At 61.0% G+C, this 15,896-nt stretch carries 15 protein-coding genes and 1 pseudogene; 10 read left to right on the forward strand and 6 right to left on the reverse strand.

Going from position 1 to position 15,896, the window contains the following annotated elements; translation table 11 throughout:
- The 10 genes and pseudogenes from OXG98_19860 to thiD all read left to right on the forward strand — a co-directional run.
- A partial coding sequence (locus OXG98_19860; GenBank protein ID MCY3774267.1) for a hypothetical protein occupies nucleotides 1-329 on the forward strand: 329 nt, incomplete at its 5' end.
- Between the two features lie 92 nt (nucleotides 330-421).
- Complete coding sequence (locus tag OXG98_19865) at nucleotides 422-2,185, forward strand: hypothetical protein (protein ID MCY3774268.1); 1,764 nt, start codon at nucleotides 422-424, stop codon at nucleotides 2,183-2,185.
- A complete protein-coding gene (locus tag OXG98_19870; GenBank protein MCY3774269.1) occupies nucleotides 2,185-2,487 on the forward strand; it encodes a hypothetical protein in 303 nt (100 codons plus the stop codon). The genes OXG98_19865 and OXG98_19870 overlap by 1 nt, the downstream gene beginning before the upstream one ends.
- A 401-nt stretch (nucleotides 2,488-2,888) precedes the next feature.
- Complete coding sequence (locus OXG98_19875) at nucleotides 2,889-3,161, forward strand: hypothetical protein (GenBank protein MCY3774270.1); 273 nt, start codon at nucleotides 2,889-2,891, stop codon at nucleotides 3,159-3,161.
- Nucleotides 3,162-3,559: 398 nt separating this feature from the next.
- Nucleotides 3,560-3,742 (forward strand): annotated as a pseudogene (locus OXG98_19880) (RHS repeat protein).
- 156 nt (nucleotides 3,743-3,898) lie between these two features.
- Nucleotides 3,899-4,492, forward strand: coding sequence for a transcriptional regulator (locus tag OXG98_19885; GenBank protein ID MCY3774271.1), 594 nt, complete (start codon nucleotides 3,899-3,901; stop codon nucleotides 4,490-4,492).
- Nucleotides 4,489-5,391, forward strand: a complete 903-nt coding sequence (locus OXG98_19890; protein MCY3774272.1) for a nucleotidyl transferase AbiEii/AbiGii toxin family protein — start codon at nucleotides 4,489-4,491, stop codon at nucleotides 5,389-5,391. Before OXG98_19885 ends, OXG98_19890 begins: the two co-directional genes overlap by 4 nt.
- A gap of 369 nt (nucleotides 5,392-5,760) precedes the next feature.
- Nucleotides 5,761-6,228, forward strand: coding sequence for a hypothetical protein (locus OXG98_19895; protein MCY3774273.1), 468 nt, complete (start codon nucleotides 5,761-5,763; stop codon nucleotides 6,226-6,228).
- A 156-nt stretch (nucleotides 6,229-6,384) separates the two neighbouring features.
- The gene (locus tag OXG98_19900; GenBank protein MCY3774274.1) at nucleotides 6,385-7,896 is read left to right on the forward strand and encodes an AAA family ATPase; all 1,512 of its coding nucleotides are present in this window, start codon (nucleotides 6,385-6,387) and stop codon (nucleotides 7,894-7,896) included.
- Nucleotides 7,897-8,045: 149 nt separating this feature from the next.
- Nucleotides 8,046-9,392: a bifunctional hydroxymethylpyrimidine kinase/phosphomethylpyrimidine kinase gene (thiD, locus tag OXG98_19905; GenBank protein MCY3774275.1), complete on the forward strand. Its 1,347-nt coding sequence runs from the start codon at nucleotides 8,046-8,048 to the stop codon at nucleotides 9,390-9,392.
- A 102-nt stretch (nucleotides 9,393-9,494) separates the two neighbouring features.
- On the opposite strand, the gene OXG98_19910 is transcribed toward thiD, so the two are convergent.
- The 6 genes from OXG98_19910 to OXG98_19935 form a co-directional block, all read right to left on the reverse strand.
- On the reverse strand, nucleotides 9,495-10,253 hold the full coding sequence (locus tag OXG98_19910; GenBank protein MCY3774276.1) for a sugar phosphate isomerase/epimerase: 759 nt from the start codon (nucleotides 10,251-10,253) through the stop codon (nucleotides 9,495-9,497).
- 74 nt (nucleotides 10,254-10,327) lie between these two features.
- Nucleotides 10,328-11,455 (reverse strand): zinc-binding dehydrogenase, encoded by a 1,128-nt coding sequence (locus OXG98_19915; GenBank protein ID MCY3774277.1) that lies wholly within the window; start codon nucleotides 11,453-11,455, stop codon nucleotides 10,328-10,330.
- A gap of 14 nt (nucleotides 11,456-11,469) precedes the next feature.
- Nucleotides 11,470-12,078 (reverse strand): superoxide dismutase, encoded by a 609-nt coding sequence (locus tag OXG98_19920; GenBank protein ID MCY3774278.1) that lies wholly within the window; start codon nucleotides 12,076-12,078, stop codon nucleotides 11,470-11,472.
- Between the two features lie 352 nt (nucleotides 12,079-12,430).
- Complete coding sequence (gene miaB, locus OXG98_19925) at nucleotides 12,431-13,783, reverse strand: tRNA (N6-isopentenyl adenosine(37)-C2)-methylthiotransferase MiaB (GenBank protein MCY3774279.1); 1,353 nt, start codon at nucleotides 13,781-13,783, stop codon at nucleotides 12,431-12,433.
- A 78-nt stretch (nucleotides 13,784-13,861) separates the two neighbouring features.
- Nucleotides 13,862-14,587, reverse strand: a complete 726-nt coding sequence (locus OXG98_19930) for a DUF6483 family protein (GenBank protein MCY3774280.1) — start codon at nucleotides 14,585-14,587, stop codon at nucleotides 13,862-13,864.
- 155 nt (nucleotides 14,588-14,742) lie between these two features.
- Nucleotides 14,743-15,621, reverse strand: a complete 879-nt coding sequence (locus OXG98_19935; protein ID MCY3774281.1) for a M23 family metallopeptidase — start codon at nucleotides 15,619-15,621, stop codon at nucleotides 14,743-14,745.
- Between the last annotated feature and the right edge of the window lie 275 nt (nucleotides 15,622-15,896).

Raw genomic sequence — 15,896 nt, forward strand, 5'->3', positions numbered from 1 at the left:
ACAAGTACGATAGCCGCCACAACGTGCGCTTCTCCCAGAACGCGCAGCAGGCCGCAGACGGCAAGGTCAGCTATTTTACCTACGACCGATTCAGCCGCATGATCCGCTCCGGCGAGGTGACGCGGGCCTTCGCTTCCCTGGAGCCAGGCACGACCTACGCCTTCGAGACCGACGCAGCCTCGTGGACGAGCAGGTACATCTATGATGTCGATGATATCTATGATATCGATGAGGCGGGCGGGTCCGGAGCGCGGGCTACCTGGCCCGTGGGACGGCCCACGCGCATCGAGCAGAACACCGACGCAGACGCCGAGGCCGAGGGGTCATAGCGCGCATCGCCTACGACCACGAGGGACGCGTCATCCACCGGCGCGTTAGCATCGACACGCTCCCCGACAAGGACGTCTCCTACACCTACGACCTGGCCGGCAAGGTGACGTCCATGGTCTATCCCGACGGCAGCGAGGTGCGTTATACCTATGATGCGACAGGCCGCCTTGCGGGCGTGACGGACGCCGAGGGCAATGCCCTGGCCGCCTACACCTACGATAGCGACGGGCGCATGACCTCTCACGCGGTGGGCGGCGCTCTGGCCACCGGCGCTTACGCCTACAACACGCGCGACTGGGTCAGCGGCATCGACTATCCGGGCCGGTTCACCCTGAGCCAGGCCTACGACGCCGTGGGCAACGTCACCAGCCAGCGCTACCGGCGCGCCACGGCCGAGACCCGCAAGGCCGCCACCTACACCTACGACGGCCTGCACCGCCTCAAGACCTTCAGCCTGGACGCCACCCACGCCAGGTCATACGCCTACGACGACAACGGCAACATCACCCGCGTCGTGACCGGCAGCGATACGACGACCTACGCCTACTCGCGCACTTCCACGCCCAACAGGCTCGACCGCATCACCGAGGGCACCGCGACCGAACGCTTCGTCTACGACGCCAACGGATCGGCCACCTCGGTGGCGGGCACCGCCATGACCTACGACCACCGCGGACTGGTCACAGGTTACGGCGCCTACGGCTATACCATCGACGCCGAGGGACACCGCGTGAAGAAGACCGGCGGCGGAAGCACCGTGTACTACGTCCGGGGCGCGGGAGGCAGCGTGCTCGCCACCTACGATGCCGGCGGCAATCTGACCGCCAACTACGTCTACGCAGGCGGCGACCGGCTGGCCAGGGTTGCAGGCGGGGTGGTTTCCTACTACCTTAAGGATCATCTCGGCAGTACGAGGACGCTCCTGTCGTCAGCCGGCACGGCCGCGGCCACCTACGACTACTGGCCCTACGGCGAGGTCCTGGCCACAAGTGGCACCGATGCCACGCCGTTCAGGTTCACAGGGCATGAGAGGGACGCCGAGTCCGGGCTGGATTTCATGCCCAATCGTACTTATGGACCTGTGGCGCGACGGTTCTGGCAAGTGGACCCGATGGCGCACAAGCTACCCAGTTGGTCGCCTTATGTTTACAGCTTTAACAACCCATTGGTCTTCAGGGATCCGACCGGTGCGATCGCTTACCCGATCACCATCAGGTCTTTTGCGCCTAGGGATACATTTGGGTTGATTTTCCACGGCGATGGTGGGAACAGAGGATTTACGACAAGTCTGTCAGCTTCGGCCAGGATCCATCAAAGAATCAGTTTCGATACGGACAAGACCACATTGAAGGCCACTGTTTGGAGTTCACCGTCAAGTATCCCGTTAATTGGCTTAACCCGACAAGGTGTACCGTCTCTAGATATAGAAAGAGCTCGCAAGGCCGAATTTGGTGATTCAAGGACTTTCCATTTTGGAACACACGTCTATGGATCAGTTCCCCAGTTATTGAAACTCGGTCCAAACATCGACGTGTTTTCAGACTTTACAATTACGGAGAGTGACGGATTGTTATCGATATCGGGCAGCATTAAGGGGGATAACTTCCCGGCAACGGAAGCGTTTATCACTGACCCGAGTGGACAGAATGTGTTTATTGGTGTAGGAGTGTCCGAAGGCAACGCTCTGAACATGTTGCCAGGAGAGAACAGGAGGAACATCACGTCATTCAGGTTTGGCATTACTACCGACAGCGATGGCAATTTCACCGGTGTGCGATATAACGGTAAGGATTACAGCATAAACGAGTGGAACAAGCTGTTTGAACAAAAGGATCCCGAACAGGACGATGAGTAATGAAAAGACGTCTTCGTAAGGTAGTGTGGTATCTCGGGTTGGGGTATTTGATTACCGTGTTGGGGCTTGCAATGACTGTGTTTGTAGCCGGTGTGACCGATGGCTCATTTTGGTCGAACTCGGAATTTGCGCGAGGAACCTGGTATGAAACATTGGGAACTTTCTTTGTTTATGGCATAGGGTTTCTGCATATCTTTGCGGCACCTTACCTGATTGTGATTTCTACAGTCATAGGGATCGTCCTGTTCTGCCTTACGGTACTGGTTAAGAAAGCATCATCCGTTTATAAATCCAGCGAATGATGGGGATCTATCGTTAGATTTGTATAGTTCCAACTGGATAAGTACTTCAGTTCGCCTGAAAAAGGGTGGGGCTGCCTCCAATCGAGACCTATTTGCAGAATCTATGCTTGGCAATGGTCTTCTTGGACAGCCCGCATGGCCTCCGAAAAAAGTCGTATGCACACTTGGGATAACTGATGCCGCACTACACTTTCCGAGTGTAGTGCGGCTGAAAGAAACGATTAGAAGGTTGGCCACCGATCAGGTATACACCGATTCAAGATCAGTGGTGATCGCGATCTCCAATATCAATTGGAGATTCCAGTATACCGGTGTCACCGACCGCATAAATTCTATACCGGTAAGCAGTTCATTGGATCATAGCCTAAAAAGTTGCACGCAACGTAAAAGGAATAAGACAGATGGACGAGTGGAACAGAAACGAGGAAGATGGATGGTGGCAGTTGATGGAAAAGGGGCTTTTGTACCTTGGACTGGGACTACTGGTTTCGGTGGTACTTGTTGAATTGTTGTCAACAGGCACCGATAGAGATTCTGGGCAACAGATTGGGACAGGATTGGCGATTCTGGCGAATACGGTGTTCTTTGCAGTTTTTTTTTACTACCTTAACGCATTACGCATGAAGATTCTAACCTTTTGGAAAACACCAAGACCAGGGAACCTGAAAAAGTGAGGATTCTTCTTGCATTCACATTAACCGTACCATGTAAATCGACAGAGATTAGACCCTTTATGTGGACGCCGGGTCGGTGTTTTTACCGATTTCATCCTCTCTTGCCCCTTTGTGTTGGTATTTCTTCCTCAGTCTGGACAGACGATGATTCCAAGGTGTCGATATCCCCGAGTGATAGTCCAAATGTGGCAGAGAGACTAATGGACTAAGGATCTGGAGACCTCACCTTTGAGCGTTTCTCGCTCCACCGTACGCCTGCGGCATCCGAACAACCGTTTCTGGTTCTTTCAGTCGGAATCCAACATGGCGGAGAGGTCTTACCGACGCGCACGCAGGTGCTATGACTTTCGCACAGGGAAGCAGTAGCACCGGGCCGATTTCGTCAGCACCCGCCACGAATCGATACACCCCAATCCAAGGACGTCTCCTACACCTACGACCTGGCCGGCAAGGTGACCGCCATGGTCTATCCCGACGGCAGCGAGGTGCGTTATACCTATGATGCGGCAGGCCGCCTGGCGGGCGTGGCGGACGCCGAGGGCAATGCCCTGGCCACCTACGCCTACGACCATGACGGGCGCATGACCTCTCACGCGGTGGGCGAGGCGACGAAGTCGCTGTCACTAGCCATGACCGACCCGTGTTCGTGTGATCGCTTTTTAACTTGCCTCTACCGTACACCTCATATATTTTGTTATCAGTTATACATAAGTGGAAACGTTTTATCTGAGATTGCCATGCAGAAAAGTGCCGAAGCGATCTTTCGTGAGTCCGGCGGCCAGCTTCGCATGAGCGAGGCCGTCGGCTACGGGATCACACCCTACACGCTCTATGCCCTGAGAGACCGCGGTATCGTCGAACTGGTCAGCCGGGGCGTCTACCGGCTAGCGGACCTACCTCCGCTCAGCGATCCGGACCTGGTCACTGTAAGCCTGCGCTATCCCAGCGCCGTCGTTTGTCTCGTCTCGGCACTGTCCTACCATGGCATCACGACGCAGATTCCTCACGAAGTATCCGTGGCGGTACCCCGATCCTCGCGCCTGCCCTCGCTAGACTACCCTCCTGTGCGAGCCCACCGGTTCTCAAATACGAGCTATTCAGTTGGCATTGAAACACACCGGATCGACGGCGCGGCGGTAAAGGTCTATGACCGAGAGAAGACTGTGGCGGACTGCTTCAAGTTCCGCAACCGCATCGGCATGGACGTGGTGCTGGAGGCGCTGCGTCTGCACCGGGAGCGCAACGGACTCGACCTTGGCTCGCTGCTCGGCTACGCCAGGGCGTGCCGAGTGGAAAAGGTGATGCAGCCCTACCTGGAGGCCAGCCTATGACCGCTGCACGCCATGTGGCCTCGTCCGTCCGGCAGCGTCTACTCAACCAGGCCAGGCGAGGACGCCGTCCCTTCGCCGAGTTACTGCAGTATTTTGCCATGGAGCGGTTCCTCTACCGGTTGTCCCAGTCTGAACACAACGAGCGGTTCATTCTCAAGGGAGCGCTGATGCTGCAGGTGTGGTGTTCGCCCGAGATCCGTCCGACCATGGATATCGATCTGCTCGGCAGTACGAACAACGAGGAAGACGCCATCATCGCGCAGATTCGGGAGATCCTGAACGAGGACGTGCAAACGGACGGTCTGCTCTTCGATCCAACCTACATCCGGACCGAACGCATCACCGAAGGCGCTGAACAAGAGGGGATCAGGGTTCGGTTCCAGGGGGCGCTCGGTACGGCACAAATCCACATGCAGATCGATATCGGCTTCGGAGACGTGGTGTATCCCGGGCCGGAAGTTGCTCAGCTCCCGGCGATGTTGGATTTCCCGGCGCCGCGGATGCTCGGCTACAGCCGCGAGAGCACTATCGCCGAGAAGCTCGAAGCCATGGTCAAACTAGGCATGTTGAACAGCCGAATGAAAGACTTCTATGATATCTGGCTGCTGTCCCGGCAGTATGAATTCGACGGCCCCGAGCTGACCGAGGCCGTCAGGCTCACTTTCGACCGGCGGGGCACTGCGCTGCCCCAAGCGGTCGAGGCGTTCACCAGTTCCTTCGCCGACACCAAACAGGTCCAGTGGTCGGCATTCCGCGACCGGCTCCAACTGGAGCATGAGCCTACCTCACTGGCCGAAATCACCGGAGCAGCCGACGAGTTCTTATCGCCCGTCGTCGAGGCGCTTGTCTCCGCCGAACCCGGTCCGAAGCACTGGGCGGCATCCGGTCCCTGGACCTGAGCCAAGCCCTTCGACTCTAAACTCACTGTCCAGACAAAGTGAAATCGTCAACTGCGGTTAGACGTTCAGCCGAGATACACGGCAAGTTGCTGTGGGTTACTCGCTTGTTTGTCAAATCCGTGCCCGTCCGATACCAACCAAAAACTCCTTGACAGCAGCACCAAACACTTGTATAGTGATATCGTTCTGCTCATGCCACGCGCATGGGCATAAGTAAATCCAAATCAGAATATCCTCGCGTCCCATAGCGGACCCGCACCCCGCGGACCTTCAAGCGTCCCCGTGCTACTTCTGATCGACACTCGGCACGGGTTTTTTGCGTGCCTTTACCTGACATTTCGGTGCGCACAGGCGCGGGAGGAGCGGATCATGGGTTGTTCCATCACGAAGCGGGGCCGCTGGGTCGAAATCAGGAAGAACGACGCCCGGCGCAGGATGTTCCGAAGGGAGTACAAGTACCTGGTGATGGAGGAGTACGTGTTTCAACTGGAGCATACGTACCCGCCCTTCACCGTGTACAGGCAGAGCCGCCTGCAGCGGGAGGCAAGCCCGCTGCCCATGTTCCGGTTTGACGGGAACATGCTCGTGGTGTATCCAGGGTACTCCTGGGACGGCGCGTCCGGGCCGGCGGTCGACACCCGGTCGTCGATGGCCCCGAGCCTGATGCATGACTGCGCCTACCAGTCGATCCGGATGAGGCGGCTGAGCCGGGATTTCCGGAAAGCCGCGGACAGCGATTTCCGGGAACTGCTCCGGTCCGAGGGGATGGGCCGGGTGTGGAGCCGCGTCCGGTACTGGGCCCTGCGCGCCTTCGGCAGCCGCGCCGCGAAACCGTAGAGCCGGAGGCGGTTAACGCGGGTTACGCCGGGATAGCCGGGCTCCTCGGCGGGGCGTCACGTCAATAGCGTTTGCCCGAATGCGCCTCATCACCTATATTACGGGGGTTCTACCATTGCGTCGAGCGGGCCAGGCACCCGAAAGGATCGAGCCCTTATGACCAAGACACCCGACATGGGTGATATTCAGAAGGACCTCAAAGAGTTCTTTTCGAACAAGTACGGCGCACAGGTTCAGTTCGCCCAGCCGGAGAAGGAAGGCGTCCCATCGGACCCGCCCGCGGAAGAAGCCCCGCTGCCGGAGATCCGGTTCGACATGAAACCGGAGGAACTGGAAGCCTACCTGAACGAGTACGTCATCCGCCAGGACGAGGCCAAGGAGATCCTGGCCACCAAGATCTGCACCCATTTCAACCGCATCCGGCTCCAGGAAGAGCAGGAACCGGTCGGCAACATTAAGAACAACATCATTCTGATCGGCCCGACCGGCGTGGGGAAGACCTACCTCATCAAGCTCATCGCCAGCAGGATCGGCGTGCCCTTCGTCAAGGGCGACGCTACGCGGTTCAGCGAGACGGGCTACGTGGGCGGGGACGTGGACGAACTGGTCCGCTCGCTGGTCCACGAGGCGGACGGCAACATCAGGCTGGCGGAGTACGGCATCATCTACATCGACGAGATCGACAAGATAGCCTCGTCGGGCAACACCGTCGGGCCCGACGTGTCGCGGACCGGGGTGCAGCGCACGCTCCTCAAGCTGATGGAGGAGACGGACGTGGACCTGCAGGCGCCTCACGACCTGACGTCCCAGATGGAGAACGCCCTCCAGTTCCAGAAGACGGGCAAGGTCGAAAGGAAACGCATCAATACGCGCAACATCCTGTTCATCGTCAGCGGGGCCTTCGCCAACCTGGAAGAGATCATCAAGAAGCGCATGAGCGTGCAGGCGATGGGATTCGAGCAGGGCGACGGCGCGGAAAAACCCGAGGATGGCGAATGGCTTCCGTACGTGACCGCGGAAGACCTGATAGAGTATGGCTTCGAGTCGGAATTCATCGGGCGCCTTCCGGTAACCGCCGTGCTCCACAAGCTCAGCGTCGACGACCTGTTCCAGATCCTGCGGAACCCGAACAGCCCGGTTATCATCGCCAAGAAGCTGGACTTCAAGGCCTATGGCATCGACGTCGACTTCGACGAGGAATCGCTGCGCCTGATCGCGGAACGGGCCCACCGGTCCGGTACGGGCGCCCGCGGCCTCATCGGCGCGATGGAGCGTATCCTGATCAGGTTCGAGAAGAAACTTCCGTCCAGCACGGTGAAGCAGTTGGACGTGACGGCCGCGGTGGTGGAGCACCCGGAGAGAGAACTCGAAAGGATTCTCGCCGAAGCGCCTCCCGAGCCCGTCGCGGAGCTGCGGGTGTACTTCGAGGAACACGACATAGCCCTGACGCTGGACGAAGCCGCATCCGCGGCGCTGGAGAAACTGGCGGAGCAGCATGGCAGGACCCCCGAAGACATGGGGACGGAGCTGTTCAAGGACTACGTCCACGGGTTGAAGCTGATCCAGGCGAAGGAACTGAAGATTACGGAAGAAGCGATCGGGAACCCGGCAGAATACCTGGATCGCCTGATCAAGAAGTTCTACGAAAACCAACCTAAGACGACCTGATCGGACCGACCCGCGGGTGCCGGACACGGATGCCGGACGCGGAAGCCAATCCGCGCATGCCGGACACGGACACCGGACGCGCATGCCGGACGCGGACGCCCGCCTGACGACCAGCCGAACACCATGATCATCCACGCGAATCTCCTCCCATGATCCCCGTAGCGCTCACCATCGCGGGTTCCGACTCCGGAGGCGGAGCCGGCATCCAGGCGGACCTCAAGACGTTTTCGGCCAACGGCGTGTACGGCATGTCGGCCGTAACGTCCGTGACCGCTCAGAACACCCTCGGCGTGCAGGCCGTCCACAACCTGCCGCCCGAGGCGGTGGCGGCGCAGATCGATTCCGTCCTTTCCGATATCGGCGCCCAGGCCATCAAGACGGGCATGCTGGCCAACGCGCAGATCATCGCCGCCGTGGCGGACACGCTGCGGGCGTATCCCGACATCCCGCTCGTCGTGGATCCGGTCATGATCGCCAAGAGCGGCGACGCGCTGCTGGAATCCGAGGCCGTATCCACGCTGGTCGAGAAGCTCGTCCCCCTCGCCACCGTCGTCACGCCGAATCTGGACGAGGCGAAGGCGCTGACCGGGATAGACGCGTCGGACTTGGAAGGGATGAAAGCCATCGGCCGGAAGCTATTCGATATGGGTCCCGGTCACGTGGTCGTCAAGGGCGGCCACCTGGCGGGGCCGGCCACCGATGTGCTATTCGACGGCGCGGCATTCGAAACGTTCGAGGCGGAACGCATCGATACGCGGTGCACCCATGGCACAGGCTGCACCTTCGCTTCCGCGATTACCGCCGGCCTGGCAAAGGGCGCGAGCGTCGCCGAAGCCGTGGGCGGCGCCAAGACCTATCTTACCGGCGCGCTGCGCCACGCCGTCCCCCTGGGCGGGGGGCACGGACCGGTTCATCACTTCCACGAACTCTACCGCGACGCCGAGCGCCTCTCGGTCCTGGACCAGCTGGCCGCCGCTGCACGGCGCCTCGAAAACGCCCACGCGGGGGATCTCGTCCCCGAAGTACAGTGCAACCTGGGCATGGGACTGGCCGGCGCACGGTCGGCTGACGACGTGGCGGCCTTTCCCGGCCGGCTCATCCGCGTGCGCCGTGATATCCGTTCCGTGGCGCCGCCCGAATTCGGCGCGTCTTCCCACGTGGCCCGGATCATTCTCACCGCCATGCGGAAGGACCCGGCCAAGCGATCCGTGATGAACATCCGGTACGATGAATCGATCCTGGACGCCTGCCGGGGGCTGGGACTTTCGGTCGCCTCCTTCGACCGCCACGAGGAGCCGCTCGAATCGAAACAAAGGGAAGGCTCGTCCCTCGAATGGGGAACGGCCCGGGTCATCGAGGAACAGGGTTTCGTGCCGGATATCGTCTACGACCTGGGGGACGAGGGGAAGGAACCCATGATCCGGGTCATCGCGGGCGATCCGGAGCAGGTCGCGGATATCGCGCTGGCCGTGCTGGAAAGGTCCCGGGGCAAGTAGTCGGGGCAGGCCGGAGCCACGGCAATTTGGACCGCGATGCGGCTCGGCCGAGGCAGATTGAACGATAGGCGAACACGCAACAACCGCCAGCCGCCGGACCGTTCAATACCCCAGTTTGCGTAGATAGGCGCGTTCCCGACGCATCTTCTCGAGGTCGGGCAGGTCCGACTGGCTGGGGCACACGGTCACCCACCGGTCGTAGCCGATTTCCTCCAGCGCCTTCATGGCCGCGCCGAAGTCGAGCAATCCTCCGTCTCCGAGCTCGACGAAGCGGTAATCCTTGTAATCCTGCAGGTGCACGTATACCAGCCGGTCTCTGTAATCCCGGATGGACTGGGCGGGATCGTAGTGCCAGAAAGCCGAATGGGAGACGTCGATGCAGAGTTGCGCCCGTTTCATCAGGCGCATGAGGAGCTCCCACTCCTCGCGGGAATCAACCGTGGTGCTGGTATGGATGTGGTAGCACACGTCCAGGTCGTACTGCGATGCGTAGTCGGCGAATTCGTCGGACAGGTCCGCCAGGGCCCGGATGTCGTCCGGTGTCGATGAGCGTCCGTAGGGACGGTTGGCGCCCATGAACATGAAGGTGTCGGCCTCCACGTCCGCGGCGAAGTCGATGCGGCGCTTGTTCCGCTCCTTCATCTCGAAATCGCCGTCGAGCGATATGCCGCGGCTGGTGACGACGGCGACCGTCACGCCCGCACGGTCCGAAATGGTCTTCACCCGTTTGGCCGAACCCAGCCAGTCCAGCGACTGCCGGATCTCCCATCCGTCCCAGCCGGTTTCCTTAAGCTGCCCGAGGATTTCATCCAGGTCCGGGGTCTGCCACCGCAGTCCGCTGAATCCCAGTTTGAATTTCAAAGCGGCTCCTTTACGCTACGCCTTTATCTACGCCGCGCCTCTATTTACGCCGCGCCTCTGCCTACGCTGCGCTCCTATCCGGCCACCTCGCCCGAAATCGCGATTTTGCGGACCTCTTCTCCGTCGAGCCGGTAGTTGGTCGACAGCGCGTCGATGGCCTCGCCGACCCGGCTCAGCGGTAGGGTGTGGGAAACCATTTCCTCGAAGGGGTAGCGGCCCGATTCGAGGATGGGCAGGCCACGCACGAAATGCGTGATGGTGCTGGCCCAGACGCCGACGAGGGTGATGTGGCGGAACACGAAGTGATTGAAGGGGTTCATGCGGACGTCCCCCGCGTCCGTGAAATGGCCGCCTTCCACGTAGGTGCCGCCGCGCCGCAGCATTTCCACACCCTCCGGGATGGCCGGCGGCACGCCCGTGCATTCGAAGACCACGTCGGCGCCGTAACCGCCCGGCGTCTCCGCCTTGACCGCTTCGATGCGTTCCTGCGCGTCCGGCACTTCCTCGATGTTGATGGTCACGTCGGCGCCGAAGGCCTTCGCCAGTTCCAGGCGAGACGCGGGCGCCCCGACCACGATGGTGCGGTGCGCGCCAGCCTCGATGGCCGCGGCCAGGCTGAACAGGCCGATGGCGCCGGCGCCCTGGATCACCGCCGTGGACCCGAGTTTCATCTGGGCCTTTTCGGCGAAGTGCAGGCCGACGGTGAAGGGTTCGAGCAGCACGGCGACTTCGGGGGAACTCTGAACCTTGAGAAACTTGCTGCGGGGTATGTTCAGCAGGACGTATTCCGCGTACCCACCCTGGAAGTGGGGCTTGATGTCGGCATAGGGCCGGAATCCGTAGGCCAGCACGTTGGGACAGAGCCCGGGCTCCCGCACCACCGCGCAGAAGTAGCAGGTCCCGCACTGCTGCCCCGGGATGATGGCGATGAGATCGCCCTCCCTGACCGGCTTTTCCATGGCGTCCGAGTCGACGCCCGACCCCAGCTTCTCGATGACGCCCACGATCTCATGGCCCAGTACCAGCGGAAAGGCCTTGCGCCGCGCGTGGCCGTGATAGATGTGCACGTCCGTGCCGCAGACGCCGCACATGGACTGCCTTACGAGCACCTCTCCCGGACCGGGGTCGGGGACCACCGCCTCGCCGACGGTGAACGTGCCCTTTTCCCCGCTCAGGATCGCCGCTCTTCCCGTTCGCGCCATTCAACCTCCAGGATTCAGCCGTTGAAGCGTCTTTCCGCCTCCGCCCAGTCCACGACGTTCCACCAGGCTTCGATATACGCGGGACGCAGGTTCTGGTAATTCAAGTAGTAGGCGTGTTCCCAGACGTCCAGCCCCAGAATGGCCGTCTTGCCTTCCATGATCGGGCTGTCCTGGTTGGCCGTGGAGTAGACTTCGAGGTTGCCCGCCCCGTCCTTCGCGAGCCAGGCCCATCCGGAACCGAAGCGCGTCGCGCCCGCGGCCGCGAACTGCTCCTTCATCGCGTCGAGACCGCCGAAGGTACCGTCGATCGCCGCGGCCAGGTTGCCCGAGGGATTCCCGCCGCCGCTGCCGCTCATGATCGTCCAGAACTGCGTGTGGTTGGCGTGGCCGCCGCCGTTGTTGCGCACGGCGGTCTTGATGGCGTCCGGCACGATGGCGCAGTTGTCGGCCAGCAGTTCGTCCAGGCTCTTGCCGGACAGGTCGCCGTGGTCCGCCAGGGCGTTGTTCAGGTTGGTGATATAGGTGTTGTGGTGCTTGCCGTGATGGATTTCCATGGTGCGCGTATCGATGTGGGGCTCGAGCGCGTCATGGGCATAGGGCAGATCGGGCAGCGTGAATGACATGGTACTCTCCTTTGGGGATGGATCCGCACAACTGTTGAGAATCGCGGTGCCGGCCAGTCCGGCCAGGGCGCCGCCTGCTATTTTTCCGATGAAATTCCGGCGGGTAAGGCCGGAGCCTGCGCTTTCCGTTTCCCGGTTCGAATCCGCTTCGGGGATCGAATGCTCTTCCGGATCTTTTGGTTTCATTACAAGGCCTCTCCCTGTGTTTGTCTGCTGTCGTCGGGCGCCACTCCGGACCTGTGCAGGCGCCACTCCGGATCGGGCCGGGTTTAGCCGGGGCTCCGGACCCGGCGGGCATCCTTGGATTTCCGGCGCCACTCCGGACCCGGTATCGCGTCTTATCCCGCCAGCGCTATGCCGGCGCCGCGACGTCTCCAAACAGCGTAAAGGGCGTGGAACCGTTCACGCGCACGGGCACGATCGCGTTGGAATCGATCCCCGCCTGCATGGGAAACACGACGGTCTTAAAGGTGTCCGTCTTGCCGAAGAGCTTGTCGGCGTCCCGCCTTGACCGACCCTCGACGAGCACATTCACGATCTTTCCCCGGTACGCCCGGTTCCAGACGTCGGAGATCGCCTTCTGCATTTCGATGATCGCCGTCAATCGCCGGGCCTTCACCTCTTCCGGGACGTCGTCGGCCAGCCGCCTGTGGGAAGCTGTCCCGGGCCTCGGAGAATACTTGAACATGAAGGCACTGTCGAATTGCACGGTACGCATCATCTCGCGGGTCGCCTCGAATTCTTCCTCCGTCTCGCCGCAGAATCCCACGATGATATCCGTCGTCAGGGTGATTCGGGGGATGTTCTCCCGGAGCCTGCCGACTACGTCCAGAAACGATTCCGGGGTGTAATCCCGGCGCATGCGGGACAGGGTCGTCGATGCGCCGGACTGCAGCGGCAGGTGCGTGTGCGGGCATATCTTCGGAGAAGCCGCCATGACCTCGATCAACCGGTCGGGGAAATGCGCCGGGTGGGGCGAGGTAAACCGGATGCGTTCGATGCCGTCGATTTCCGCCGCCCGCGAAAGCAGGTCCGCGAAATCGACCTCGCCGTCCCGGTACTTGTTCACCGTCTGGCCGAGCAGGGTCACCTCCCGGTACCCTTCCGCCGCGAGGTGCTCGATCTGGCGAATCACTTCGCCGTGGGGCGTGCTCCGCTCTCGGCCGCGCACGAAAGGCACGATGCAGAAGGTGCACATCTTGTCGCAACCGCGCATGATCGTGACCCAGCCGTTCACGCCGGCTTCCCTGACGGGGTCGATGTCGAGATAGTGTTCCGCCCGGTCCCAGGTCAGGTCCAGCGCCGGTTCGTCTTCCGTGGACAGGGTCCGGAGCATGGCCGGCAGCCGCCGGTAACTGTCGGGACCCGCGACCAGGTCGATGTAGGGCGCCTTGTCGATGATCCGGTCGCCGAGGTGCTGGGACATGCATCCGCAGAGCCCCAGGATCAGACCGGGATTGGCCGTCTTGAACCGGTTCAGTTCGGACATGCGTCCGAGTACCCGCTGCTCCGCGTTCTCGCGGATCGCGCAGGTATTCACCAGGATCACGTCGGCCCGCTCGACCCGGTCGGTGACCCGGTATCCTTCACGTGCGAGCAGCCCCACGATCAGCTCGGAATCCGCCTTGTTCATCTGGCAGCCGTAGGTCTCCACGTACAGGGCGCGGCTCCGTGCTGCCGGGGCGTCCGCCGGCGGTTCGAGCATCGTCTTTTCCGTCACCATAATGTCCTGTCTTTCAAGCGTTTTTTGATTCCGGTAATCTAACGGGCCGCACCGTGACCGTCAATCAAAAACATACCCGTGCCGGCGTATCCGACACCGCAGTTGTTCCAGTCCTTCCCGGACTTCATCGCGGGGCAGTCCGCCCCTTTCCAGGCGGTCGTCCGCCATGGATTCGAGCCGTTCGTAGAATCCCAGGCCGAGCTCGGCGATTTCGGGCTCGGCCGGGTGGTCGTCCATCAGGTGAAACAGGACGTCTTCGGCCTTGCCGTACTGGCCGTACCGTTCGTAGTACCGGAACAGCAGCAGCGTGGTCGGCATCGGAAGCGCCGTATCGGCCAGGAGCTCCAGCAGTTCGCCGATCGCTTCGCGGGGATCCGTCACGAGACCGGATCGGTCGATCTCTTCGCTGATCCAGCGGAAGTCGTCCGGGCCGACAGACGGCTCCACGGCGATTTCCAGGTAGCAGTTCAGCGCCTTCAGGTAGAGGCCGCGGCCCTCATCCTCCTGTCCGTCCGCCACGGCCAGCGCACCGTCTTCCTTGAACAGGCGCGCGGCCATGAGGGCCGAGTCGACGACTCCTCCGCTTCGTTTCAGCAACATGGACAGCAGGGTGCGTTCCGACAGCGCCATGACGGACGCCGTGGAAAGGCCGAAAATATCCTCCCAGGTCTGGGCGACAATCGAGCGGGCGCGGGGATAGTCCTGATCGCGGCGCGACCGGATCAGCAGGATCAGCGCATCGATGAAAACGCGAATGGTTCTCATGATGTAGTCCTGGCGGAACATCGAACCAGCCCTCCACCCCTTGCGGATCGGGATTCCGCGGCGCGGTACAGAGCCGCGGCGGCGCGGTACAGAGCCGCAGCAAAAATAAGAAAAGGCAGGGAACAAACGGCGCCCCTGCCTCTAATCAACTAATCACACTTCGTGGTCGGTACGGATCAGCAGTCGTTTTCTGACCGGATGAACTTCATGGGATTGACCCGTCTCCGGTCCTTCTGAACTTCGTAATGCAGATGGTGTCCGGTGGTTCTCCCGGTCATGCCCACCTGGCCGATGATATCGCCGCGTTTCAGTTCCATGCCCTTCTTCACCAGGATGGCGGAGAGATGACCGAAGCGGGTCCTGAATCCGTTCTGGTGGTCCACGTCTATGAACAGGCCGTACCGGGGGTCCACGCCGGCCTTGACCACGACGCCGCTGGCGGGCGACTTGACCGGCGTACCGGGAGCGGCGGCAATATCGACCCCGTGGTGCATGGTTAAGAGACCGGTGAAAGGATCATTCCGCAGTCCGTAACGGCTGGTTACGACGCCGGTCACCGGCGTGATCGAAGGTACGAATTGCCAGCGGTCGTCGATCTCCCGGATCTGCCGCTCGATATCCTCCATACTCTTGAGGGAGAGGCTCGACTTGCGCTTGGAGGTTTCCATCTCGGAGTGCAGCCTGGAAGCCCGGTAAAAGGGAGAATCGAGGCTGAAACCCGGATCCGGCAATCCGGCTCGTCCACCCACACCCACCTGGCGGACATCCGGATGAATGCTTGGAAGCCCCGAAATGAGGCGCGCGGTCTCTTCCGACGCGATGAGCGATTCCAGCCTGGCCGAGTTCGACCGGCTGGACTGTTCCAGGCTTCTGATCTCTTCGTGAATACTGCTGTGCCTGTACTCTGCCAGCCATGACCTCGCACCGGCGTACACCACGCCGGTTACCAGGACCAGCACGCCAAGCATGGCGGCAATCAGCGATCCGGGAATACGAACCGTCCTACCCCCGAAATGCAAAACCATGAGCCTGGTCGGCATTCGGTATTTTATCAAAACTACGCTTCCTGATACAAATTGCCGAACGATCTTAGTCTTTGCGATTAAACCAGTTATCGCGACAATATGAGATAAAAATGGGGCGGACGGAGCCGCATGTCAAACTTTTTTTGCATTTTCCCCGGCGACCGGCCGGCGACTTAGAGGCCCCGATCCGGAAAAAACCACGTCGACGGATCGAGTACGCGGCCCTCATGGTGGATCTCGTAATGGATGTGATATCCACTGGTCGTGCCGGTCATGCCCAACAGCCCGAGGAGCACGCCGCGGTT

The sequence above is a fragment of the Gemmatimonadota bacterium genome, from assembly GCA_026706345.1.
Classification (GTDB): domain Bacteria; phylum JAAXHH01; class JAAXHH01; order JAAXHH01; family JAAXHH01; genus JAAXHH01.